This window comes from Devosia naphthalenivorans (assembly GCF_003056355.1).
Taxonomy (GTDB): domain Bacteria; phylum Pseudomonadota; class Alphaproteobacteria; order Rhizobiales; family Devosiaceae; genus Devosia; species Devosia naphthalenivorans.
In genome coordinates, this window is sequence record NZ_PYVW01000006.1 from 84,006 (window position 1) to 106,645 (window position 22,640).

The window sequence follows — 22,640 nt, forward strand, 5'->3', positions numbered from 1 at the left end:
GTCGTTGTAAAGCACCACGGCTCTAACTAACATGTTAGCATGAGAATGGCAGCAAGTCCCTATTCTTTTCTCCAGCGCCCGGCGGCCCTGACGCGCGGCAATGTCACGGCCGAAGTCACCGCCGTGATCCGCGACGCCATCGTGCGGCTGGACCTTGCCCCGGGCAGCATGATCGACAAGACGCTGATCTGCAACGAGCTGGGCGTCTCGCGCTTTCCGGTGAGCGAAGCGCTGGGGCGGCTGCAGATCGAGGGGCTGGTGGATATCGCGCCGCAGCGCGGCTCGACCGTATCGCTGGTGCGGATCGCCGATGTGCGTGAATACATGCTGATCCGCAAGGGGCTGGAATCGGAAGCCCTGCGCGTCCTGATCGGCAGCCACGATGCCGAACTCACGGCGGCGCTTCATGCCAACATGGCCCTGCAGCGCGAGGCCGCCGAGCGCGACGACGCAGAAAGCTTTCACCAGGTGGATATCGATTTCCACGACATCATCTTCCGCTCGATGCGCTTCACCAAGATCAAGGGGATCATCGATTCAGCGCGGGCAAATCTGGATCGCGCCCGCCGGCTGATCATCACGCCGCGCCGGCTGGCGCTGACCATTGCCGAACACCAGGCGATCTTCGACGGCATTCTGGCGCAAGATCAGGAGCAGGCAATCCGCGCCATTCGCGCCCATATCGACGCGGTGATGGTGGAATTGTTCGCCTTCGCCCGCGAGCATCCTGACCTGTTCGACGACGGCGACACGCTCGACCGCGACTCGTTTCCCTTCGGCTGAGGAGGCCGGCCCAAATGCTCAAGAACATTCCGCCCATCCTTGGACCCGATCTGCTCGCCATTCTGCGCGCCATGGGGCATGGGGACGAAATTGCCATCGTCGATGCCAATTATCCGGCCGATGGCGCGGGGCCGGTGCTGGTGCGGCTCGATGGGGTCAGTGCGACCGATGTGCTCGACGCCATCCTGACGCTGATGCCGCTCGATGATTTCGTCGATGAAGCAGCCATCTGCATGCAGGTGGTGGGCAATGCCAGCCAGCGCGAACCGGTGATGGATGAGTTCGATGCGATCATTACGAAGCATGAGCCCGGCATGAAGCTGGCCTCCCTGGAGCGGTTTGCCTTCTATGAGCGCGTGGCCAAGGGCTACGCCATCGTGCAGTCCGGGGAGCGGCGGCTCTATGGCAATATCCTGCTCAAGAAGGGCGTTATTCGGCCGCAGGGTTGAGGCACCGAACCGATCAGGCCTGTGTCGGCCTCGACACACTGACATGTTAGCGGCTAAGGCTCGGGAAAGATTAAGGGAGTATTGATCGATGAAACTGCTGCGTGTGGGCGCCAAGGGCGCGGAAAAGCCGGCAATCCTGGCCGAAGACGGGTCCATTCGCGACCTGACCGGCATTGTTGGCGATATCGGCGGCCAGACGCTGACGCCCGAAGGGCTGGCGCGCATCCGCGGCACCGATATCGGTGTATTGCCCAAGCTGGACGAGGGACAGCGCATCGGACCCTGCGTCGCCAATGTGGGCAAGTTCATCTGCATCGGGCTCAACTATGCCGACCATGCAGCCGAAACCGGCGCAGCAATCCCGGCCGAGCCGATCATCTTCATGAAGGCCACCAGCGCCATTATCGGCCCCAATGATGATGTGATCATCCCCAAGAATTCGATCAAGCCGGATTGGGAAGTCGAACTTGGCGTCGTGATCGGCACCGAGGCGCGCTATGTCGATGAAGCGGACGCGATGAATTATGTGGCCGGCTATTGCGTGGTCAACGATGTGAGCGAGCGTCACTTCCAGACCGAGCGCGGCGGCACCTGGGACAAGGGCAAGGGCAGCGACACTTTCGGCCCCATCGGGCCATGGCTGGTGACGCGGGACGAAGTTGCCGACCCGCAGAACCTGTCAATGTGGCTCGACGTGGACGGACGCCGCTTCCAGAACGGCTCGACCAAGACCATGATTTTCGGCGTTGCCCATGTGGTGTCCTACGTCAGCCAGTTCATGAGCCTGCAGCCCGGCGACATCATCTCCACCGGCACCCCGCCCGGCGTCGGCATGGGCATCAAGCCGGAGCCGGTGTGGCTCAAGCCCGGCAATGTGATGAAGCTGGGGATCGAAGGCCTGGGCGAGCAGCAGCAGAATGTGAAGGCGTATGGGGCTTAGTCTATCAGTCGACACCCTCCCCCTTGCGGGGAGGGATCAAGGGTGGGGGTGGTTTGGCCGCGATATCGGGGCTCTCATACCCCCACCCTGCTCGATGACCGACTTCGCGAAGGGCTAAGTCCTATCTCGCTTCCCTCCCCGCAAAGGGGGAGGGTGATCGACTGCGACGCCGGTAAGAAAGTCCCTACGGCCTTTTCGCCACCAGATCGATCTCCACTAGCGCTCCAACAGCCAATGCTGTGACCCCAATCGTCGTGCGTGCCGGTAGTTTCCCAGCCTCAAAGAAACTGGGCCACAGCGCATTGAGCGCGGCGTAGTCGCGTTCGAACTGCGTCAGGTAGATCCGCACCATGGTGACGTGTTCGAGACCGAGCCCCGTACCGGCCAGCACCAGTTTGAGGTTTTCCACCACGCGACGCGTCTGTGCCTCGATGCCTTGTGGCAGCGCTGCATCGGGGGCTGCCGGGTCGGTCGGCATTTGTCCGGTCACGAACAACCAGCCATCCGCCTCCACCGCATGCGAAAACGGCGCCACGGGCCGGGGGCCGGATGCGATCATGTGATGAAGAAGCTGGCTCATGTATTCACTCCATTGCGACAAGGACATGAGCCTCGGCCCGGCTGACCGCATAAGTCAATCACCGCGGCATGTTGCCCACACCAAAGGGCATGCGGGGCGCTTTGATGATCGGCCCCGGGACGCCGATCCCAGCCGCATAGCGACCTTGCGGGGCGGCGCAAAAAGGATCAGTCTGGGGCATCATGACTGTCGCAGCGCGCTCCCGGCTGATCTTCGCCCTGCTGTTCGCCATTTCGGGCAGTGCCGGCTTGTTGCCAGTTGCGCAGGCCTAAAGCCAATTTGCCTCGCCTCGCCTCGATGAGGCATTTGTCGCCCTCAAGACAGCGCAGACCGAACAAGCGGCCCAAGCCGCGGCCGACGCCATTTGGATTCTTTGGCTGAACCCGCCGGACCCTGAACTCGCACGGCGGATGGGCGATATTATCGCCTTGCGCCAGACCGGTGATTTTCCGGCAATCCTTGCGCTGCTCGATCAATTGGTGGTGGACTATCCCGGCTATGCCGAGGCCTGGAACCAGCGGGCCACGGTCTATTTTCTGTTGGGCAATTACGAGCAATCGCTGGCCAATATCGCCAAGGTGCTTGAATTCGAGCCGCGCCATTTCGGCGCCCTGGCCGGCCGCGCCGTGATCTACAAGACGCAAGGCAAGCAGGACCTGGCGCTGCAGGACATGATCGCGGCCCTGGCCATCCACCCGTTTCTGGTTGAACGCGCGCTGTTTCCTGAACTCAAGGACATGATCGCAATCTGAGCGGCAAGCCTTGCCGCCGGGCAGTCCGGCGCCCATATCCGGGCATGGACAGTGATGGGACAACACGATGAACGACAACGAAATGACGGTCGAACGTGAAGACGGACCCACCCGTGGGCGCTATTTCATCACCCTGTCACCCGACGCAGAGGCCGAGATGACCTTCCGCAAGGGCGACAACAACACCATAATCATCGATCATACCGGCGTTCCGCCTGCCTTCGAAGGCCGCGGCATCGCGGCCAAGCTCGTCAACAAGGCAATCGAGGATGCGCGGAAGCAGGGCTTCAAGATCAATCCGGTCTGCTCCTATGTCGTCGCCCAGTTTCGCCGCCACCCCGAATGGGCCGATCTGCGCGGCTGATGCTAAAGGCCACTTGAAATCGCTGACTGCATATCGCTCGTAATCCCGCTCAGCCTGTCCCATGCGATGGTTATGGTTGGCGCGCCATAGGCATAGGCGGCGACTTCATACTGGTTGAACTGGATGGTGAGCCCGTAATCATCCGAGAAGCTCCAGCGCGCCGGATCAACCACGATCTCGGCGATATCAGCCACACTTTCCACCTGTAGCCATTCCTGGTGCTCGGCCTGCAACTGCGCCCAGGCCAGGTCTGCGAGGCGCTTTTCCCAATCGGCGCCGGCGAAGATATCGCTGGCGACAAGGCCACGCCCTTCGTCCACCAGATAGTGAAGATAGGTAATCATGGAGCCGCCATGCGCAGCGCCATGAGGAAAATAGTAGCTGGTTTCCATCATGCTGATCCGCTTGTTTCCAACGACCTCCTGGATCTCGACTTTGCCAGTATGGTCGGCCCGCCCGTCGCGCGCGGCTAGATCGCCCTCCTGGTTGGCCTCGGCGCCATCCGCCTGCTCTGTGACGAAGGCGTTGAACTGTTCGGCCAGCGGATCATCGGCATCGAGCAAGGGCCGCACCGATTCATAACTGGCCACTTTCCAGTATGAATCCGGATTGCCCACCTCGTCTGGGTCCGGCATTGCTTCATAGCTGGATGTGATCAGGAAGCGGTGGCCGGTGATCATTCGGCTTTGCTCGAGCGCAGCGACGCGGCCATTGAACTTGTCGAGCAGGCACGCAGCAGCCTCGTCGTCATAGCGACCGGTCGTGAGTGGCTGGGCGTCATCGGTGCAGACGCGGCGGGCATAATTGAGCCAGTCGCGCTGGTCTTGCCGCATCATCGTCACCGATTGCTCCGTCAGCCCGCCGGTGGCGGTTGCGAAAGCCTTGGCGAGGATTTCATCGGCTCGGGATAGCTCAGGCACGTCGCAGATGGCGTGCTCGAACGGCGTTCCCGCCTTGCCGCAATCAAAACTTGCCCCGATGGCCGGGATAGAGCCCAAGGACATGGTAGCAATGGCGGCCAGAACGCGAATGATCGACATGGATTTCTCCTTGAGGCACCTGATGGGCAACAGAAGAACAGGGATACAGCCTCATTTCCACGCGTCAACCGCAGCAGGCGCTCAGCCCTGCAATGGACGCAGGAAGCGTTGGGCTGCCAGAAGCTCTTCCTGCCGCAATTCGTGCCCACCGGCGTGCCATTGCAATTCGGCCGTCGCGCCGTTGTTGGCGAAATAATCGTGCAGGGACTGCGTCGTTTGGGCCGAAGCCATCGGATCGCGCTGGCCCGCCGTGATCAAGACCCGTTTGCCGGTGAAGTCGGCCTGGGGCGGAGTGAACGGGATCAGCGGGTGCATCAGGATGGTCGCGTCGAACAGGTCGGGCGCGGCGAACTGCACCGACGCCAGGATATTGGCGCCGTTGGAATAGCCGAGGCCGACGACGGATCGTCCAGAGGTTTTGTGGCTCTCGACAAAGGCGATCATCTGACTGGTGCGCAGCGCGAGGTCGTCCATGTCATAGACGCCCTCGCCGGTGCGCTTGAAATAGCGCAGCGCCCCGCCCTCGCTGACATCGCCGCGCGGCGCGATGATGTGGGCACCGGGCAGCAATTGGCCGGCCAGATCAAAGAACTGGTTCTCGTCCCCGCCGGTGCCGTGAAAAACAAAGAACAATGGGGCCGTTGGTGAGGCGCCCTGCCCCTCGCGGAATTGATAGTTGGTCATTGCGCCCGGCTCCATTTTGTCCAGGCACAGATATCGCCCCATAGCGCCGGCTCTGCAATCGGCCACCGCGGCACGCACTGTTGCTGATTAAGAAACGGTGGCTGAACGGTGGGGTGGGCTGTGGGGTCTCGTCGGCTACGTATTTTCCTCTAAGCTATTGACCGAATTGCTGCTTTTCGGACGCCATGTCCAACTCCGGAAATGCAGTTCTCCATTTTCCGCGACTTCAGGGTCGAACCACTCCGCTCCCGTACGACGCGCGCGCCAGCCCCGACGGGGTTGAAAGCCCGCGACACGGGAGCAAAAGCTGCCTCCGTGATCGCTCACGACTATTTCGCCATTCGGGGTGGCGGTGAGCGGCTGGTTCTGACGCTGGCCGAGGCGCTTGGGTCCGACGTCATGTTCGGGTATCGAACCGCTGAAAGCTATGATGAAGCGGCCTTTCCGGATGGCCGCACGGATCTGGCACTGCCCGAGGCGCTGCGCCGGCCGGGCCTGCGGGCAGCGACCCTGGCCATGCGCTTTCGCCTGGCGCGTGGCCAATCCCGTAACTATGGCACCCGCATCTATAGCGGCGTGGCGGCGCCGTTTGCCGCGCCGGAGCGTGGAAGCGGCAGGAACATTCTTTATTGCCATACACCGCCGCGCTTCATCTATGACCAGAAGGATCATTTTGCCGAACGCGCCGGGCGCGATCCGGCGCGGCGCCTGGCGCTGGAGCAGTTCCGCCGCGGCTATGAAGCCGCTGTCGAGCGCATGGATGTGATTATTGCCAACTCCCGCACGGTACAGGAGCGGATCACGCGATATCTGGGAAAACCGTCCACGCTGGTCTATCCGCCATGTGATCTTGAGGCGTTCAAGTGGATCGAACAGGGGGACTTTTACCTCTCGACGGCCCGGCTTTCGCCGCTCAAGCGGGTCGACAAGATCGTGTCTGCCTTTTGCGCCATGCCGGACCGCAAGCTGGTGGTCGCCTCCTCCGGCGAGGACCTGCCGCGGCTGAAGGAACTGGCCAAGGACGCGCCGAACATCAGCTTCCTGGGCTGGGTCAGCGATGCGCAACTGACTGAGCTGATCGGCCGGGCAATCGCCACCATCTATGTGCCGGTGGACGAGGATTTCGGCATGTCGCCAGGTGGAATCCATGGCGGCCGGTAAGCCGGTGATCGGGGTGGCGGAAGGCGGATTGCGGGAAACGATCGTGCATGGGCAGACCGGCACGCTGCTGCAGCCGGACTTCTCGGCTGATGACATCGCTCATGCAGTGATGGAACTGGGGCCTGACAAGGCGTTGGCGATGCGTGCGGCCTGCGAGGCACGCGCGGAATTGTTTTCTCGGGCGCGCTTCATCGAGGGGATGAAGGCGGCGATCGGCTAGCCTTGCCGGTCGCGCACCAGGGCGTTGATCATGTTGCTCAAACGGCGGCCGAGGCGGCCGTAGACGTGGCTTTCCCGCCATGCGGCGGCGCGGGCCATAGTTTGCGTCACCACCGGATCGTTGCTCGCCAACTGGCGCAGGACGGTTTGAATACCCTCGGCGATTTGCTGAGGGGAAACGCCCGGCAGCTGGAACACGGCGCCGGCCAGATCCTCGAAAATCGGCCGGGGTGACGTGACCACCGGCAAGCGGCTGGCGAGGCCATAGCGGACGGCGCCGCTCGCAGATTCGGCTGTGTTTTGATAGGGATAGATTACCATCTCGGCAGGTGCGAGGAGGGCAAGGCTCTGCTCGTCGCTGAGGAAATCGGTGTACAGTTCGACGGCGTTTTGCAGGCCCTTTTCGCGGATCAGGCGACGCGACTGAAGGATCATCGAGGCGGAAACTGGGGCCGGAAATTCGGCATTGACCATGCGCAAGCGGCCTTTGAAGCCATCGGCGCGCAGCAGGGCGAAGGCTTCGATCAGCTCGAGCAAGCCCTTGTCGGGGAGGAAAAAGCCATAGCTGGCGATGATGGGTTCTTCGCGGGATGATCGGGTGACGACCAAGGCCGGAGTGTCCAGAACGCCATGGGGAAACAGGGTGATATTATCCAGCAATCCCAAGGCCTTGAGGCGGTTGAGATCGCCGACCGAATGGACCAGCAGGCGGTCGGCGAGCTTGAGCTCGGGGACGAGATCGGCGAGGCGTTTTTCGGGGGCGTGGGCGGGGTCGCGGGTGGAATGGAGCACGACGATCAGGGTGCGCCCGCTGGCGTGAACCGCCTGCAGGAAGCGTTTGAGGGCCGGGAAATCGAAGAAGCCGTAGTTGAATTGCAGGACCACCGCTTGGGCGTGGCTGGAGAGGACGGCCTGGGTAAGCCCTTGTAAATCCTGGCTTCCCTGGCTCCAGCAGCGGCGGAAATTGTAGCCTTCGGCGTCCATGGCGGTCGCATCCTGGGCGGCGAAAATCTCGACCGGGACGGTCATCGTGTCGATCAGGTGCTGGCTGTAGGTGGCAATCCCGCAGCGGGCGGCGAAGGTGCTGACCCAGGCGATTGAGGCCGGTTGAGCGACCGGGGCGGCGGCGATTTTCGCGGCTGCGGCGGCGGTGCGCCGGGCGACTGCCTGCCAAGTGTAATCGCCAAGCTTGCCCTGCAAAGCCTGCAAGCGTGCAGCGCGGTGTGCTTCCGTTTCGCTGCGAGCTTGCTTCATCTTTTCGGCGAGTTGGTGCGCAGATGGCTCGGCCCAGACACTGTCGAACACCGGCAGGTGCGATTTGGCGGTGGCAAAGTCGAAATCGATGAGGCTTTGTGGATCGTCACGGAGGAAATCCAGCTGTCCGCTCCAGCCGGTTGCCAGCACCGGAAGACCCGAGAGGATCGCTTCGGCCAGCGGCAATCCAAAACCTTCGGCGCGGCTGGGTGCGACCAGCACATGGCACTGCTCGTAGAGGCCCTTGAGCTGTTCGGAGGAGAGGTCCTGCTTGATGACGACGATATCGCCGAGATTGGGATGCTCAAGGCGCAGGGTTTCGATCTGCGCGTCGACCGTGTTGTGGGGGTTGTCGAAGGTCTTGATGACGAGCGAAACGTCGTCGTGGCTGGTGAAGGCCTGGGCATAGGCGGCAAGCAGGACGTCGAGCCCCTTGCGAGGGAAGCCCGAGGAGACGTGGAGGAACCGGAAGGGCTTGGCGGCGAGGGGGAATGGCTGCGCCGTGATGCGCTGCCAGTGGTCGACGCCATTGCCGACCACTTCGATGGGTACGGATACGCCGGCGTCGACCAGCACCTTCTTGACGTGCTCGGCGGTGACGGTCAGGCCTTGCAGGTGGTCGTTGAAATCATCGACCCAATCCTGGGGGAAGCCGGTTTCTTCCCATGCGTAGTTGTGGAGGAAGTTGAGGCGGCCGTTACTATCGGCGACGCGGGGCGGATAAAGGTTGCGCGAGACAACGCCGGGCGTGCTGCCGGGGCTTTGGACAAAGTGCAGCGCGAGAGTGGGCTCGCTGGCCAGGAATTCGGCGGGAGCGGGATAGCTGCCGTCGCCTTCGGCGGAGTGGAGGGACACGTGGTGGCCCTCGGCGATCATGGCGCGGGCCAGTTCGCGGTTGACGATGGCGAGGCTGTAGGAGCTGTCGAATGGTCCTTCCAATTGCCAGGTCTGGCGGGCTGGCAGATCGAAGCGCCGCTTGCGGGCGTCGAGCAGTTTGCGGTTGTCGGCGATGGACTGGGCCACATCAGCCAGATCGGCGTCAGTAGCGCCACAGGGGATTGCCCTTAACAGAGTGTTCTCGACACTTTCGGCGTATTGGGGCCAGGCGGACCAGTCTCGCGTGGTTGTGGTGGCTAAGACGCTACGCTCGATCAGATCGATGGTGCGTCGGGCGGAACTTTCCCAGGAGAATTTCGCGGCACGCGCAAGGCCGTGCTGGATCAGGCGTGTCCGGAAGTCAGGGTCGGAAAGCACGCGTTGCAGCAGGTCGCGGATTGCGGCGACGGACAGGGGATCGAACATGGCTTCGTCCAGCCCGATGACTTCGGGCAGGCTGGAGACATTCGAGCCGATGGTGGGCGCGCCCGACTGCATGGCCTCCAAGGCTGGCAAGCCAAAGCCTTCGTGCAGCGAGGGCATGACGAAAACGGCGCAAGTGTTGTAGAGCCGGACCAGATCGCCGTCAGGGACGTAACCGGCGAAAACCAGATCGCCCCGGGCGATACCGTGCTGAGCTGCGGCAAGTTCCAGCGCTGCCCGCTCGCCCTCGCCCATGCGACCGACGACGAGAAGTTGATGCTGGTTGCGCAAGGCTGCGGGTAGTTGCCCGAAGGCTTGCACCAGCCGCTCCAGGTTTTTGCGCGGATCGCCGCCGCCGGCATAAAGCACATAGGGCTTGGTGAGCCCGAATTGCTGCTGTAGCTGCTGGACCTGATCGCCGGAAAGCGACAGCGGGCGGAACAACTCGTCGGCGGCTTCCGATGTGTCGGCGATCCGCTCGCGGTCGAAACCGAGCAGGGTGATGGCCTCTTCGGCAGCCGATTGGGACACGGCGGCGAGGGCTCGCACGGATTTCAGTTCGGCGATCTTGCCGAGGTAGAACGCCTTGAACACCGCGTCATGCTCAAGATAGCGCTCGGCATTGAGGAGCGGGATGAGGTCGTGCAGCGTGGCGATGACCGGTACCGGAAAGAGCCGGCTGGCGCTGACTGTGGCGTCATCGACATAGCCTTCGAAGAAGCCGGGGATGAACACCGCGTCGGCCTCAAGGCCGGCGATGAACGCCTCGCGCAGCAGGGCGCCGGTATCGTGCCGCCACTGGTTTTCAGGACGCTGGCGGCGGCTTTGCGAGAGGCCGTTGAACACCACCAAATTGTCTGGCGGCACCAAGTCCGCAAACTCGGCGCGCAGATATGGGATGGCGTCGGGCAAGGCGGAGTTGAGCAGCAGGATGATTTCGTGCCCGTCCGCTTCGCGGCACATGGCCTTGGCGATGGACAGTGTATAGCGGCCGACGCCGCGGAAGCGGCTTTCGGTCTGCGCTCCTTGCAAGTCGATGACGATGCGCACTATCTGTCCTGCAATTGTTTCAGTTTCTGGTAGATGGCCTGCCCGCGCGGGGTGAGTTGCGAGGGACCGTGCCGGCGCTGCAACCCGGCCTGTGATCGCTGGCGCATGGCCATGATCGAACGCAAGCGGCCCTCCAGCCCCGGCACGGCGCGGACGGAAGCGATGACGGCCTTGCGCAGCGCGGGGCGCTTGTGGACTGCCAGTGCGGCCGAAAGCGCAACCGGCCGGACCCGGTCAACGACCCGCTGGCGCAGTGTTCCGCTGCGCGCCGAGTGCACCAATTGGCCGGCTTTGCGCAGGGGAGCGGTAACCCGCCATGAGGTGCTGTTCTGGATGGCGTCGAGGCGTTCATCGAGTTGATCGCGCAAGCGCTCAACATCGGCCTGCAGCCGCTCGAAATCTGCCCGCCGCGTCATGCCGGCTTCGAAGCGCCCGGAGAGAGTTTCGAGCGTCAAGCCACGATCGGCGGCAAAGGCGCTGTCGAAGTGCGTCATGGCGCTGAGATCGGCGTGCTTTTGCGCGACAACCGCGTAGTCAGGGCTTACCCCCTGGAATACATCGACCAGGGAGGCAGTGGGCGCCGCACGCAGGGCTGCCGACTCCTGGAGGCGCAGCACCTGGGCGCGCTCAAAGCCATAGTGGCGGGCGAGGAACGACAGGAGCCCCGGCGGCAGGGGCTTGTTGTGGGTCGGGTCCATGTGAAAGGTCATGCTGCCGACGCGCAGGTTTTCGGGGTTCGGCGTTTCGAGGATCAGCAGACCCGCTGGCTCCAGCACGCGGAGCGCATGCTCGATCAATTCCTGCAGCACCGGGAATGGCAGGTGTTCGGCGATGTGGAAGCCGGAAACGACGGCAATGCTGTTGTCTGGCTGCGCCTTGAGATAGGCGATGGCATCGCCCTGCTCTGCCGACAGGCCTCGGGAGAAACAGTCCTCCAGCATGCCGGCATCGAGATCGACGCCATGCGCGACATAGCCGAGACTGCCGAGCAGTTCGAGCCATTCGCCCCGGCCGCAGCCCAGGTCTAGCGCCCTGCGGCTGGATGAAATTCCGAGCAGGGGCTTGAGGTAGCCGACATAGACTTCGAGGCGCATGAGGATTTCGGCACGGTCGCCACGAAATGCGGCTTCGAACTCGAGATAAAAGCGATCAACCGGCACGGCTCACCTCCAGCTCTGGCGGTAGCCAGGCAGTTCCGACGAACGGGGAATGGGCTGGATTGACGACGGTGAAGACGTAGGCGAGGTCCCGCCACTCGTAGTTGCCCGCCACATGTTCGTCGCCCTTGTGGAGCGAGATCGCCAGCGAGTAATTGCCGATGCCCAGATTGGCGGGGAAGCTGAAGCTGTATTGGATGCGCTCGCCTTTGTGCGGCGCGAGAATGCGCTGGAGGTGGAAGGTATTGGTGCCAAAGATCGGCTGGCCGAGGCGATCCCTAATCATGTAGCCGACGACCATTTCGGGAAGATCCTGATGGATATCGGCCATGACGCGCAGGGTCACGGGCTCGCCAACGGACACCGTTTCGATCCGCTCCCCGGCCGCGTTCAGCAGTTCCACCGCGGCGATGCTGGCTTCGCCCGTGCCCGACGTGGTCTGGGTGCGGCCGCCCGGCAGGACGACCTGTTTGACCTCATAGCCTTCCTTGCGAGCGATCAGCGCATTGTAGAGATCCATCACATCCTGCGGATGGCCGTCCATCAGCACCTTGCCATCCGAGAGCAGCAATACGCGGTCGCATAGGCTGACGATGGAGGCTCGATCATGCGAGACCAGGAGGAGCGTGGTGCCTTGCTTCTGGAACTCACGGATGCGGCTGAAACTCTTGTGCTGGAAATAGGCGTCGCCGACCGAAAGGGCTTCATCGACGATCAGGATTTCGGGCCGGCGGGCAGTTGCGACGGCGAAGGCGACACGCATCTGCATGCCGCTCGAATAGGTGCGCATGGGCTGCTCGAAATAGGCGTTGATGCCGGCGAATTCTTCGATACCGGGCATGAGCGCGCTGATTTCGTCCGATCCGATACCCATCATGCTGGCGGTGTTGACGACATTTTCGCGGCCGGTCAGATCGCCATTGAAGCCCATGCCGAGTTCGAGAATAGCGGCAACCCGGCCATCGATATGGACGGACCCGGCTGTGGGCTGCAGCGTGCCGGTGATGATCTTGAGGAGGGTCGATTTGCCGGCGCCATTTTCGCCCACGATGCCGACGGCACTGCCGCGCTCGACGGAAAAATCGAGCCCACGCAGCACATGCACTTCCTTGGCCGGCGCGATGTTGAGACCGAACCAACCCGCAATGCGGTGCCATTCATGGCGATAGCTGCGGAAGGACTTGCTGAGACCCTCGACCCTGAGCACGCTCATAGCACGTCCACCATTTCGGCGCTGGCCCGGCGGAACAGGAACATGGCGAGGGGCAAGAGGATGAGCACCAGCACGACGATATAAAGCACGCTGCTCCATTGCAGGGGCTGCGCGTAGACCACCAGGCGGTGGTAGCTATCGACGATGTGGAACATGGGGCTGAGTTCGAGCAGGCTATGGAAGCGCTCGGGGATGATGTTGACCGGGTAGATGATCGGGGTGAACCAGAACACCACCTGCAGCAGGATGGGCACGACCTGTTCGATATCGCGGATGAAGACGTTCAATACGCCCAGGATCATGCCGATGCAGGCGGCAAAGGCCGAAACCAGCAGGGCCGCAGGGACGACCAGCAGGATTGCCGGGGTGATCGGATGACCGAACAGGGCAAACAACACGCACATGACCACTAACAGCGCTGCGTTGTTGATGAGGGCGGTGCCAACGGCGATGACAGGCAGGACGATGCGCGGGAAACGCACCTTCTTGATGACATTGGCGTTGGCGATGAACACCTTCATCAGCCGGTCGACGATTTCGGAGAAGAGGTTCCAGGCGAGGAGGCCGGACAGCAGATAGATGGCGTAGCCAAAGGTGTTGTCGATGCCCGGGATGCGCGACGCCATCAAGCCCGAGAGGATGAAGGCGTAGATGCTGACCTGTGCCAGCGGATTGAGCACGACCCAGGCGAATCCCAGGCGGCTCCGGACGAAGCGCGTCTTGAAATCGGCAAGGATGGAACTCGCGACATAGGCGCGAAAGCTCCACAAGCTGCGTAGTAAACCGAGCATCAATGCCGACCGGCATCGTTAGGGAATTCCGCGTTCATCACGATGCCATTCCCTAGAATCCAATTATTCCTGCGCCAGTGGGCTATGCCTTAGCAGATCAAAACAGGAACAACATTCTAGGGAAACTACGTATACTTACTCGGCGTCATTCCCGCGAACGCGGGAATCTCACTTTTGCGCTGAAGTGAAGTGGGATTCCCGCTTTCGCGGGAATGACGCGGCGGGTGACGGGCGTGACGCTGTGGGTGAGGTGACAAGAACCCGCCGCCTATTCCTCGCGCATGCTCTTGTCGAGCGAGTCGCGGATCGGTTTGACGAGATAGTCGACCATGGTGCGTTCGCCAGTGACGATGATGGCGTCGGCGGGCATGCCGGGCAGGATGCGGCCCTTGATCATCTCGGGCACATTGCCCTCCGGCACGCTGATGCGGGCGAGGTAGTATGCCGGTTCACGGCTGTCTTCGGGGTAGATCAGGTCCGGTGACAGCACATCGACCGTGCCGAAGATGGTGGGGATGTTGCGGCTGGAGAAGGCCGGGAACTTGACTTCCGAGACCTGGCCGGGCGCCAGGCTATCGATATCGAGCGGGCGCACCTGGGCGTTGATGACAAGCGCTTCGTCCTGGGGCACGATTTCCATCATCGTTTCCGCCGGGCGCACGACGCCACCCATGGTGTGGACGCGGATGTTCTGGACGATGCCGCTTTGCGGGGCGCGGATCAGCGTGCGGGAATTGATATCCTCGGCAACCACAAGACGCTCGGTGATCTCGTTGAGTTCGGCCAAGGTGTCCTTGAGTTCGGAGGCGGCGCGCTCCTGGTATTCCTGGTTGGTCTGCACGATCTGCAGTTCGGTTTCGATGATGCTCTGGTAGGCGCGGGCCGATTCGGAAATCAGCTGGCCGAAACTGCCGGTGAGGGCCGCGCTGTCGCGATCCATGGCGGTGATCTGGTTGGTGCGCACCACGCCCGTGCTTTCGCCGCCACGCAGGCGGGCGATTTCGGCGTCGATCGAGGCCTGCTGGCGCTGGATGGAATCACGCTGCACGGTGAGGCCCGCGATCTGCTGGTGGAACTGCTCGATGCGGGATTCGAGGATACTGATCTTGCTGTCGCGGATCGCCTTGCGCTCGTTGAAGAGCTGGCCTTGCCCGGCGATGGCGGTGGCCAGGGCAGCCTTGTCCTCGAGCTCGCCGATGGCGGCGAAATCGGGTTCGGCCAGATTGGCGCGTTCCGCTTCAAGGCGCTTTTCGGTGGCGCGCAGCACGGCGACGCGCTGCTGCAGGATGGACTGGTTGGCCTGCGCCTGGGTGGGCAACAGGCGCACCAGCGCTTGCCCGGCTTCGACGGACTGGCCTTCGGTCACCATGATCTCGGCAACGATGCCACCTTCGAGGTGCTGGATCTGCTTGCGGTTGGATTCCACGGCAACGACGCCCGGCGCGATGACGGCGCTATCGAGCGGGGCCGTGGCGGCCCAGACGCCCATGACGCCAAAGGTGGCGCCGATGGTCACGAAGCCCATCAGGATGAATGGCGTCGGAGAATAGCGGCGGGTCGTGGGTTTGGCTTTTACCATTGGTTTGATCCTTCGCTATGCAGAGATCTGCGCAGCCGCCTGGGGCGGGCGCGGGTCGGCAGCGGCAGCAGCCATGGGTTGCAGGAATTGGCGGGTGGGGACGAACCGCTGCACGCGGCCGTCCTTCATCACCAGCGTCATGTCGGCCTGGCTCAGCAGGTTCATCTTGTGGCTGACGAACACCACGGTGGTGGCGCGCTGCTTGATGCTGGCGAGGGCATGCATCAGGGCGGTTTCGCCTTCGGAGTCGAGATTGGCATTGGGTTCGTCGAGCACGATCAGCGATGGATTGCCGAACAGCGCACGCGCCAGGCCCACGCGCTGGCGCTGACCGCCGGACAGTGAGCGCCCGCCAATACCGATTTCGGTGTCGTAGCCCTGGGGCAATTTCTGGATCATGTCGTGTACGCCGGCCAGCTTGGCGGCGGCCACGATGTCCTTGTCGTCGGCATCGCGGAAGCGGGCGATGTTCTCGGCGATGGTGCCGGCGAAGAGTTCCACTTCCTGGGGGAGATAGCCGACATAGGCGCCCAGTTCGTCGGAATTGTAGTGGCCGATCTCGGTGCCATCGAGGCGCACGGTGCCCGACACGGTCGGCCAGACGCCGACCAGCGTACGCACGAGGCTCGATTTACCGGCGCCGCTGGGGCCGACGACGGCCAGGGTCTGGCCCGGCTCGATGGCGAAGGTGACGCCCTGCAGCACCGGCGTGCGGCTGCCGGGGACGAGCGCCATCAGGCCTTCGACGACAAGGCGGCCGTCGGGGGCGGGCAGAGCGGTGCGCTCGATATCGGCGGGGATCTGGGCGAACATGGATTTGAGCCGGCGATAGGATTGCCGCGCGCCCACGAAATTCTTCCACTGGCCGACCACCTGATCGACGGGGGCCAGGGCGCGCCCCATCATGATGGACGCCGCCACCATGACGCCGGCGGACATTTCGCCCTGCAGCACCAGATAGGCGCCGACGCCCAGGATGGCGACCTGCAGGCCGGCGCGGACGAACTTGGAAATCGAGGAAATCACCCCTGCCCGGTCGCTGGCCGAGGCCTGCAGATCCATCATCCGATCGTGCCGCTCGAGCCAGCGGTCGCGGAGCTGGCCTTCCATGCCCATGGCGCGGATGACTTCGGCATTCTGCAGCGTCGTGGAGGCGAATTGCTGGGCGGCCTGGTTGACGTTCTGCGCCTCGTCCAGGGTCTTCTTGGTGGTCAATTCGCTGATCAGCGCGAGGACGAACACGATGGTGGCGCCACCCAGGGCGACTGTGCCGATCCAGGGATGGAACAGGAAGCAGACGATAAGAAACAGTGGCACCCAGGGCACGTCGCACATGGCGGTGAGGCCCGAGCCGGTGAGGAATTCGCGCAGGCGGCCGACATCGGACAGCGCGGCTTGCGAATTGCCGCCGGGGTTGGCGAGGCTCGCCTTGAGCACTCGGTGGAACAGCGGAGCCGACAGCGCCTCGTCGAACTGATAGCCGGTGCGGACCAGGACGCGCGAGCGCAGGAACTCCAGCAAGCCATGGACCATCAGCATGGAGCCGGCGATCACGGTCAGCATGACCAGCGTGGTTTCGTTGCGGCTCTGCAGCACGCGATCATAGATCTGCAGCATGTAGAGCGGGCCGACGAACAGCAGGATATTGATCGCGGCGCTGAAGATCAGCGTGCTCCAGATGATCTTCTTGTAAATGCCAAGGGCACGCTGGAATACATCAGGTTGGGACATTTAAAGCGCGTCGCTTTCATGTTGGTCGGTTCGGCACGGCGTGGCGCCGATAGTCAGTCGTTGAACATGCGATCCCAGTCGATGACGTCCTGGTTGCCGCCGCTCGGCTGGAACATGGCGGCCTCTTCGGCACGCCGCTGCTTGATCTGGCGCTCGCGCGCTTGCCTTGCTTCGGCGATGCGCGGCAGGAGCGAAAGGTTCGGCATGGACAGGAGCTGGGCATGGGCGAGTGCCAGGGCGCCGCCACGCAATTCCAGAAAAGCCGCGTCCGGCAGGGCGTTGAGCGCCGCTTCGTTGACGCGCAACAGGCCTTCGAGCTTCTTGCCATCGGGCGTTTGGGCGCCGCGCACATCGATGGGCCAAGGCTCCAGCAGGCCGTGCTTGCGCAACTGACCGGCCAATTGATTGCTGCGCTGCAGTTGGCCGTTGACGGCTTCGAGGAATTTGATGACTTCGGCGGTGGGCCTGGCGATGGCGCCGGATTCATCGAAAAACGGGCGCGTATTGTCGTCGTTGGGGCCGGCAAGACCGCTGGCTTCATCGATGCAGAGCACTTGTTTGCCCTCGCTATTGGCGATGGCGAAGGGGTGGGCGCGCAGCATGGCGGGGACGTAGCGGCCCAGCCAGGTGCCATCGGAGGCGACGAAAAGGCTGGAATTGGGCTCTATTCCGCAAATGGCGACGAGCCCGGCGACGTCGTTTTGCACGACGAAAGCGAGGGCGAATGTGGTGACGGCTTGCGCCAATTCGCTGGTGGCGATGCCGACCAGATGGCGATTTCGCGCGTGGGCATAGTTGCCCAGGGGGCGCCATTGGCGGTTCCGGTGACGCTCGGGAGATACTGCGTGCACGGCACTTGCCATGAAATTTCCTTGAAGACGGACGGTGTATGAACGCAAGAAGTCGTAAACGGCAAAGACGGTGGGGGGCTGTCCCTCCACCGTCAGTTCACATGTCTAAAGACAGATTAGAACGCGAAGTTAGCAGCGTCCAAATCACCCAAAGCCACGCCGACGAGGGTGATCGAACCGTCACCGGTATCGATCACAGCGTTACCGCCAACTTCAGTGGTAGCCGCGTTCACGTCCGCGAAGCTTGCGAAGCCAAGAGCGCCGAGATCGAGGGTGTCGCCACCCACGCCGAACTCGAAGTTGTCGACCGAGATATCACCGTCCAGAGTTTCACCAAAGGTGAGAACGTCAGAGGCAGCACCAGCGGCGTCGAGAACGATGCTAGAGGTGTCATCCAGGTTGCCAACGAGGATATCGATCCCGCCGTCGCTCAGTTCACCCGTCGTGATGAACGTGCCTTCGAAGCCGGACAAGTCCAAGGTCGCCAGTTCGTTTCCTGCATCGACAACAGCAGTCAGAGTAACGTCGCCTTCACCAGAGAAGGTGAGGGTTTCAGTGTCATCAAGCGTCAGCGTCGACACGATGAGGCTGTCATCTTCGTCAGCAACGGAGAACGAAGCAGATGTAACGCCAGTCAAGTTGAGATCCGTTACCGTTTCGTCAACTTCGTAGTCACCCCAGTACTCGGCGGACACCGAAGATATCTCTTCTGCATCGCCTACAACAAACGAGACATTGTCAGTATCGTCAAAGGTGATTGGACCCGCCTGCGTGCCATTGACCGCAAGGTAGACCGTGCCGTCAGTGAAGTTCTCAAGCTCGATAGCCTGACCGACATTGCCACGCAGCGCAACGGAAAGGAAATCGTCCCCGCTGATTTCAAGCGCAGCACCGCCCGCACCATAAACCTGCAGCACTTCGAAACCGGTCACGCCGCCTGCGGCTTCATCGACGTCATCAGCATCGATTGCTAGGCTATCGGCATCACCGGCGCCACCGTCGAGAGTGTCATCGCCGTTGAATTCACCGGCACCGAGTACGATCTGGTCGTCGCCAGCACCGAAAGTTGCCGTAAGGTCTTCGTCGTTGTCAGAGAGGTCGATGTTGACGCCGCCGGATGCCGCAGCAGCAGCAACGGTTGTCAGGTCTTCGAATTCAGTCGCGTTCTCATAGATGTTGACTTCGCCAGCGCCGCTGATGGTCAACGTCTCAAGATCAAGCTCTTCGGCATCAACTTCCTCGACAATAAAGAAGTTGTCGCCTTCAGCAGTGACAGCCAGCGAAGTGACCGTGTCGCCGTCGGTATCGACAGTAAACGTGGAGTAAGAACCGTTATCGCCGAAGCCATCGACACTGAGGTTGATGTTGGCCTCATCGCCACCAAGCACGTCGCCATCAAAGCTAACGCCCACGTCAGCATCGGAGTCAACGACCGAAACATCTACGTTATTCTGCAGATCTACGAACGATACATCACCAAAGCTGTTGATCGACGAAACAGTCTCAACGCCAACAGCATTGGTCATTAGTACGCCAACCGCACCACCGACAGCGTTGACTTCGATGTTTTCTACGTCGGTCGAACGAACGGTTGCACCGCCGGTGAGGAACAGTTCAAGCGTGTCAACGCCACCATTGCCATCGATCACGTCGCCGGGGTTGAAGGTCGTGCTATCACCGATGAAGGTGTCGTCAAGTTCAGAACCTTCGGTATCAACGCCGGGGCCAGAGGTGCCGGGAGCATCGATATTGTCCGAAAGGGTGATCGTCAGGCCTTCGTCTTCATCAATGCCATCGATAAACGCGTCCGTTTCAGCCTTGCCAGCCTCTACCGATGCTTCAGTCTCATCAACGCCGTCGATAACGCCGATTGCCGCGCTGGCAGCGGCATCGTCATAGACAAAGCCTTCTTCATTGGCAGCTGACAAAGCAAAGTCGGCACCGACTTCGACCTTGTTGGCGACGATGGTGGCATCGGGCTCGGTCACAGCGCCCGAGATCACGTTGAGGATGAAATCACCAACGTCGGCACCGTTTTCCAGCTCGGCGGTCCAGTAGGCGAGGCCTTCTGCGTCGGGAACGCGGTTGAACAGGTTCATGTAAACCTGGGTGATGAACGCCTGTGGCGAAGCGATGTTCGGGTTGGCCAAATAGGGGTACTTGGTCGTGGATTCCGACTGCACCGAGAAGGACTCGGCAGCTTCGGCCAGCGTATAGCCTTCGGCCAGGCGGCCGACCCAGTAATTCAGACCCTCGGGATCGGGAGCACGGCCGAAATAGCCGATGTAGAGCGATGTAATCTGTTCAACAGGCGTCATGTCTCATTCCTTTGTTGACGTACCCTCACCGACGCCAAACAGCGCCGCACGGCTTTGCCTGCGCCCGGCCATCATGAATGACCAACAGGGGCAGACGAGGGATGCTTGAAAAACCTGGCCCGGACTTTGACGCCCGGATCTGCAGACTTCCCATCACGCCGGTCGCTGGACCGGCGAGAAAGAAAGTCACCTTATGCCATAATTTACAGTTACTTCTCCCATACGTAGTTTGCCGTAAGTACATAATCCAAGTATTATCTACGTAGTTTTCGCAGTATTACTGTTTATACGACTCGTTATCGGCGCGTTATTTGATAAGCGCAGGAAATTATATTGGCAAGGGGGTGTACAGTAAATTTCATACCCGCTAGGGTTCTGTGGATTTTCAGCACCACATTCAAGCAGGACGGTCTAGACCTGCCATGGGCGCGGTAAAATACAGGAGAGCGGGCGCGGCAGCCGTGTTGACGCTCTCTTCACCTAACTATAGTTGAACTATAAACGGCCGCCGCGTTTTCGGGCGCAACCGATGAAGGACGAGACCATGCTCTCGAAAAGCAAGATTGCCGGGGCAGACGCCAACCCGCTCCGGCTCGACGCCGGCGCCTGGCTGAAGCAGCTGCGCGAGGAGGCAGGCCTGTCCCAGCGCGACCTCGCCAATATTCTGAGCCTCGATTATTACACCTTCATCTCCCAGCTCGAGAACGGGCGGGGCAAGATCCCGTCCAACCGCTATCGGGAATGGGCCGGCGCGCTGCAGATCGACGAGAAGATCTTCGTCAAGAAAATGCTGATGTATTACGACCCGCACAGCTACGAGATCCTGTTCGGGGAAGAGGCGGCGTAAGACGCCGTAGTAAAACTGTTTCCGCAGGGAGGACCGGCGGCACGTGGCCATGATTTTCAGCTTCACCAAGCCCGGCAGCGCTCAGGCGCGCACGACCGCCGCCCGCCCCCAGCCGCAGGACTGGACCAACCAGGAACTGAGCGACATTTATCGCGCGGTCGCCTGCCTGGGGCAGGCCGGCATTCTGGTGAATTTGGATCGCGGGGTGACCGACGAGGGCGACCCATGGATGGTGCTGTGCCGGCTGGATGGGGACGTGTTCATCCATTTCTGCCGGCTCGATGGCCGCTATTTGCTGGATAGCCCGGCGCTGCAGCGCCCGTTGCGCGGCGCCAGCTTTGCCGAACTGATCGATCTGTTCATCGCGCAGGCCGCGCGCGCGGCGGCGCCCAATGTGGTGGCATTCCGCGCGTCCAAAGTGTTCCTCCATCCGGCGGCGCTGCTGACTATTCTGGTGTGGTCGCTCTATGTGTGGTCGAGCGATGCGACGCAGGCGGGGGAACTGGACGAGGGTGACTTAAGCGCAGGGGTTTCGGCCCATGCGCTGCTGGCGGCGCAACAATTGGCGGATGAGACGGACGGGGCTGCTGATGCGCCAATTGCCAGCAAGGCGGGCGTGGTGGTCGACGGCGTGCCGGCGGAAAAACTCGTCAGCCGGTTGATGCAGGCCATGGACCAGGCCAGCGGTTTTGCGGGTGGCAACAGCATCGCGGCCATGCAGATGCTGGCGGTGATGGGCACGCTGGTGCTGACCACGATGAGCACCGGTGCGCCTGATGCCCAGCCCGATAGCGCCATCGCGACGCTGGACCTGTTGCCGGAGCCGGCGAGCGATCCGCGGCCGGATTTTGTCGACTTCCGCGAGGCACTGGCGCAATCGAGCTGGGATGGCTCGGACGCTGCCAAGGCGCTGATCGCCAAGGCCGAACAGATCATTGAAACCACCCTGCCCCTCATGCAGGCGGACGAGGGGCACGCCATTGTAGCGCAGGCCGAACTGGCGCTGGCAGCAATGGATGGCGAAGCGCTCGCGCGTGACGCGGCCGGGCGCGTGCTTTCCGATGCGGCGCCGCTGAGCCTTGCGCCCGCGCCGGTGGTCGATGCGCCGGCTGACGCCGTGCAAGTGCAGACCGCTGCGCTGGCGCAGGAGTTTGCCGTGTTGCTGAGCAATCCGGTTTCGCTGGCACAGTACAATTTGGGCGGGGTGAGCCTGATGGCGAGCTTTGATCCATCGGCGCTGCAGGGGTTGCAGATTGCGCCCGGCACGACACAGGGCGGGCTGGTCGATTTGGTGTTCGACGCGCCGCAACTGGAGGAGCCACCCATCGCAACGGCCGCCGAGGGCCTTTATGGGGAAGCGGCGCGCGCCTTCATCAACTCGTTTCTCGCGCAATCGGACGATATCCAGATCGTCGCCAGCGCCAATGAACTGGTTTTGATTGATTTAACCGCGTTCGACGATACAATGGACCGCGCCTACAGCTATAGCTGGGCACTGGACGACGGCGGGATCATCTCCACCCTCGGCCATTTCGATTTTTTCGCCAGCTATGCCCTTGTCTAGCGCAGTTTGCGGCC

The 22,640-nt window shown here is 62.0% G+C and carries 20 protein-coding genes; 9 read left to right on the top strand and 11 right to left on the bottom strand.

The genetic code is table 11. The features are described from left to right. Nucleotides 1-45 precede the first annotated feature (45 nt). From C8264_RS10135 to C8264_RS10145, 3 genes are all read left to right on the top strand, one after another. Nucleotides 46-783, top strand: coding sequence for a GntR family transcriptional regulator (locus C8264_RS10135; protein ID WP_162783562.1), 738 nt, complete (start codon nucleotides 46-48; stop codon nucleotides 781-783). A 14-nt stretch (nucleotides 784-797) separates the two neighbouring features. Further along, the gene (locus C8264_RS10140) at nucleotides 798-1,232 is read left to right on the top strand and encodes an RbsD/FucU family protein (RefSeq protein ID WP_108460875.1); all 435 of its coding nucleotides are present in this window, start codon (nucleotides 798-800) and stop codon (nucleotides 1,230-1,232) included. Nucleotides 1,233-1,320: 88 nt separating this feature from the next. Further along, nucleotides 1,321-2,172, top strand: a complete 852-nt coding sequence (locus tag C8264_RS10145; RefSeq protein WP_108460876.1) for a fumarylacetoacetate hydrolase family protein — start codon at nucleotides 1,321-1,323, stop codon at nucleotides 2,170-2,172. 184 nt (nucleotides 2,173-2,356) lie between these two features. On the opposite strand, the gene C8264_RS10150 is transcribed toward C8264_RS10145, so the two are convergent. After that, complete coding sequence (locus tag C8264_RS10150; RefSeq protein WP_108460956.1) at nucleotides 2,357-2,731, bottom strand: RidA family protein; 375 nt, start codon at nucleotides 2,729-2,731, stop codon at nucleotides 2,357-2,359. A gap of 431 nt (nucleotides 2,732-3,162) precedes the next feature. Between C8264_RS10150 and C8264_RS10155 the strand changes: the two genes are divergently transcribed. Continuing rightward, the gene (locus C8264_RS10155; protein ID WP_108460877.1) at nucleotides 3,163-3,504 is read left to right on the top strand and encodes a tetratricopeptide repeat protein; all 342 of its coding nucleotides are present in this window, start codon (nucleotides 3,163-3,165) and stop codon (nucleotides 3,502-3,504) included. A gap of 67 nt (nucleotides 3,505-3,571) precedes the next feature. Next, nucleotides 3,572-3,868: a GNAT family N-acetyltransferase gene (locus C8264_RS10160; RefSeq protein WP_108460878.1), complete on the top strand. Its 297-nt coding sequence runs from the start codon at nucleotides 3,572-3,574 to the stop codon at nucleotides 3,866-3,868. Between the two features lie 2 nt (nucleotides 3,869-3,870). On the opposite strand, the gene C8264_RS10165 is transcribed toward C8264_RS10160, so the two are convergent. Beyond that, a complete protein-coding gene (locus tag C8264_RS10165; protein ID WP_108460879.1) occupies nucleotides 3,871-4,908 on the bottom strand; it encodes a DUF3298 domain-containing protein in 1,038 nt (345 codons plus the stop codon). An 81-nt stretch (nucleotides 4,909-4,989) separates the two neighbouring features. Beyond that, a complete protein-coding gene (locus C8264_RS10170) occupies nucleotides 4,990-5,592 on the bottom strand; it encodes an alpha/beta hydrolase (protein ID WP_205245659.1) in 603 nt (200 codons plus the stop codon). A gap of 315 nt (nucleotides 5,593-5,907) precedes the next feature. Here C8264_RS10170 and C8264_RS10175 point away from each other — a divergent pair, with 315 nt between their 5' ends. Both C8264_RS10175 and C8264_RS22715 read left to right on the top strand, forming a co-directional pair. Then, nucleotides 5,908-6,753, top strand: a complete 846-nt coding sequence (locus C8264_RS10175; RefSeq protein WP_205245660.1) for a glycosyltransferase — start codon at nucleotides 5,908-5,910, stop codon at nucleotides 6,751-6,753. Continuing rightward, complete coding sequence (locus C8264_RS22715; protein WP_205245661.1) at nucleotides 6,740-6,973, top strand: glycosyltransferase; 234 nt, start codon at nucleotides 6,740-6,742, stop codon at nucleotides 6,971-6,973. Before C8264_RS10175 ends, C8264_RS22715 begins: the two co-directional genes overlap by 14 nt. Here the strand turns inward: C8264_RS22715 and C8264_RS10180 are convergent. The 8 genes from C8264_RS10180 to C8264_RS10215 all read right to left on the bottom strand — a co-directional run bounded on the left by C8264_RS10180 (nucleotide 6,970) and on the right by C8264_RS10215 (nucleotide 20,215). Then, a complete protein-coding gene (locus C8264_RS10180; protein ID WP_108460880.1) occupies nucleotides 6,970-10,575 on the bottom strand; it encodes a glycosyltransferase in 3,606 nt (1,201 codons plus the stop codon). The two genes, C8264_RS22715 and C8264_RS10180, sit on opposite strands and share 4 nt — an antisense overlap. After that, complete coding sequence (locus C8264_RS10185; protein ID WP_108460881.1) at nucleotides 10,575-11,735, bottom strand: class I SAM-dependent methyltransferase; 1,161 nt, start codon at nucleotides 11,733-11,735, stop codon at nucleotides 10,575-10,577. Before C8264_RS10185 ends, C8264_RS10180 begins: the two co-directional genes overlap by 1 nt. Next, nucleotides 11,725-12,945, bottom strand: coding sequence for an ABC transporter ATP-binding protein (locus C8264_RS10190; RefSeq protein ID WP_108460882.1), 1,221 nt, complete (start codon nucleotides 12,943-12,945; stop codon nucleotides 11,725-11,727). Before C8264_RS10190 ends, C8264_RS10185 begins: the two co-directional genes overlap by 11 nt. Continuing rightward, on the bottom strand, nucleotides 12,942-13,736 hold the full coding sequence (locus C8264_RS10195; RefSeq protein ID WP_108460883.1) for an ABC transporter permease: 795 nt from the start codon (nucleotides 13,734-13,736) through the stop codon (nucleotides 12,942-12,944). Before C8264_RS10195 ends, C8264_RS10190 begins: the two co-directional genes overlap by 4 nt. Before the next feature lie 268 nt (nucleotides 13,737-14,004). Continuing rightward, nucleotides 14,005-15,315 carry an HlyD family type I secretion periplasmic adaptor subunit gene (locus tag C8264_RS10200; protein WP_108460884.1) on the bottom strand — a complete coding sequence of 437 codons (1,311 nt, stop codon included), beginning with the start codon at nucleotides 15,313-15,315 and terminating at the stop codon, nucleotides 14,005-14,007. 15 nt (nucleotides 15,316-15,330) lie between these two features. Beyond that, nucleotides 15,331-17,046, bottom strand: coding sequence for a type I secretion system permease/ATPase (locus C8264_RS10205; RefSeq protein ID WP_108460885.1), 1,716 nt, complete (start codon nucleotides 17,044-17,046; stop codon nucleotides 15,331-15,333). A 53-nt stretch (nucleotides 17,047-17,099) separates the two neighbouring features. After that, nucleotides 17,100-17,909, bottom strand: a complete 810-nt coding sequence (locus C8264_RS10210) for a SapC family protein (protein ID WP_108460886.1) — start codon at nucleotides 17,907-17,909, stop codon at nucleotides 17,100-17,102. A gap of 104 nt (nucleotides 17,910-18,013) precedes the next feature. Continuing rightward, on the bottom strand, nucleotides 18,014-20,215 hold the full coding sequence (locus tag C8264_RS10215) for a DUF4214 domain-containing protein (RefSeq protein ID WP_108460887.1): 2,202 nt from the start codon (nucleotides 20,213-20,215) through the stop codon (nucleotides 18,014-18,016). Between the two features lie 544 nt (nucleotides 20,216-20,759). On the opposite strand from C8264_RS10215, the gene C8264_RS10220 reads away from it, so the two are divergent. Both C8264_RS10220 and C8264_RS10225 read left to right on the top strand, forming a co-directional pair. Next, nucleotides 20,760-21,062 carry a helix-turn-helix domain-containing protein gene (locus tag C8264_RS10220; protein ID WP_108460958.1) on the top strand — a complete coding sequence of 101 codons (303 nt, stop codon included), beginning with the start codon at nucleotides 20,760-20,762 and terminating at the stop codon, nucleotides 21,060-21,062. A gap of 43 nt (nucleotides 21,063-21,105) precedes the next feature. Continuing rightward, the gene (locus C8264_RS10225) at nucleotides 21,106-22,626 is read left to right on the top strand and encodes a hypothetical protein (protein ID WP_162783563.1); all 1,521 of its coding nucleotides are present in this window, start codon (nucleotides 21,106-21,108) and stop codon (nucleotides 22,624-22,626) included. Nucleotides 22,627-22,640: the final 14 nt, after the last annotated feature.

Excerpts from the sequence above, each read along its gene's own strand:
- C8264_RS10135 (WP_162783562.1), top strand. The coding sequence starts at position 46 with ATGGCAGCAAGTCCCTATTCTTTTCTCCAGCGCCCGGCGGCCCTGACG.
- C8264_RS10140 (WP_108460875.1), top strand. The coding sequence starts at position 798 with ATGCTCAAGAACATTCCGCCCATCCTTGGACCCGATCTGCTCGCCATT.
- C8264_RS10145 (WP_108460876.1), top strand. The coding sequence starts at position 1,321 with ATGAAACTGCTGCGTGTGGGCGCCAAGGGCGCGGAAAAGCCGGCAATC.
- C8264_RS10150 (WP_108460956.1), bottom strand. The coding sequence starts at position 2,731 with ATGATCGCATCCGGCCCCCGGCCCGTGGCGCCGTTTTCGCATGCGGTG.
- C8264_RS10155 (WP_108460877.1), top strand. The coding sequence starts at position 3,163 with ATGGGCGATATTATCGCCTTGCGCCAGACCGGTGATTTTCCGGCAATC.
- C8264_RS10160 (WP_108460878.1), top strand. The coding sequence starts at position 3,572 with ATGAACGACAACGAAATGACGGTCGAACGTGAAGACGGACCCACCCGT.
- C8264_RS10165 (WP_108460879.1), bottom strand. The coding sequence starts at position 4,908 with ATGTCGATCATTCGCGTTCTGGCCGCCATTGCTACCATGTCCTTGGGC.
- C8264_RS10170 (WP_205245659.1), bottom strand. The coding sequence starts at position 5,592 with ATGACCAACTATCAATTCCGCGAGGGGCAGGGCGCCTCACCAACGGCC.
- C8264_RS22715 (WP_205245661.1), top strand. The coding sequence starts at position 6,740 with ATGGCGGCCGGTAAGCCGGTGATCGGGGTGGCGGAAGGCGGATTGCGG.
- C8264_RS10190 (WP_108460882.1), bottom strand. The coding sequence starts at position 12,945 with ATGAGCGTGCTCAGGGTCGAGGGTCTCAGCAAGTCCTTCCGCAGCTAT.
- C8264_RS10195 (WP_108460883.1), bottom strand. The coding sequence starts at position 13,736 with ATGCTCGGTTTACTACGCAGCTTGTGGAGCTTTCGCGCCTATGTCGCG.
- C8264_RS10200 (WP_108460884.1), bottom strand. The coding sequence starts at position 15,315 with ATGGTAAAAGCCAAACCCACGACCCGCCGCTATTCTCCGACGCCATTC.
- C8264_RS10205 (WP_108460885.1), bottom strand. The coding sequence starts at position 17,046 with ATGTCCCAACCTGATGTATTCCAGCGTGCCCTTGGCATTTACAAGAAG.
- C8264_RS10210 (WP_108460886.1), bottom strand. The coding sequence starts at position 17,909 with ATGGCAAGTGCCGTGCACGCAGTATCTCCCGAGCGTCACCGGAACCGC.
- C8264_RS10215 (WP_108460887.1), bottom strand. The coding sequence starts at position 20,215 with ATGACGCCTGTTGAACAGATTACATCGCTCTACATCGGCTATTTCGGC.
- C8264_RS10220 (WP_108460958.1), top strand. The coding sequence starts at position 20,760 with ATGCTCTCGAAAAGCAAGATTGCCGGGGCAGACGCCAACCCGCTCCGG.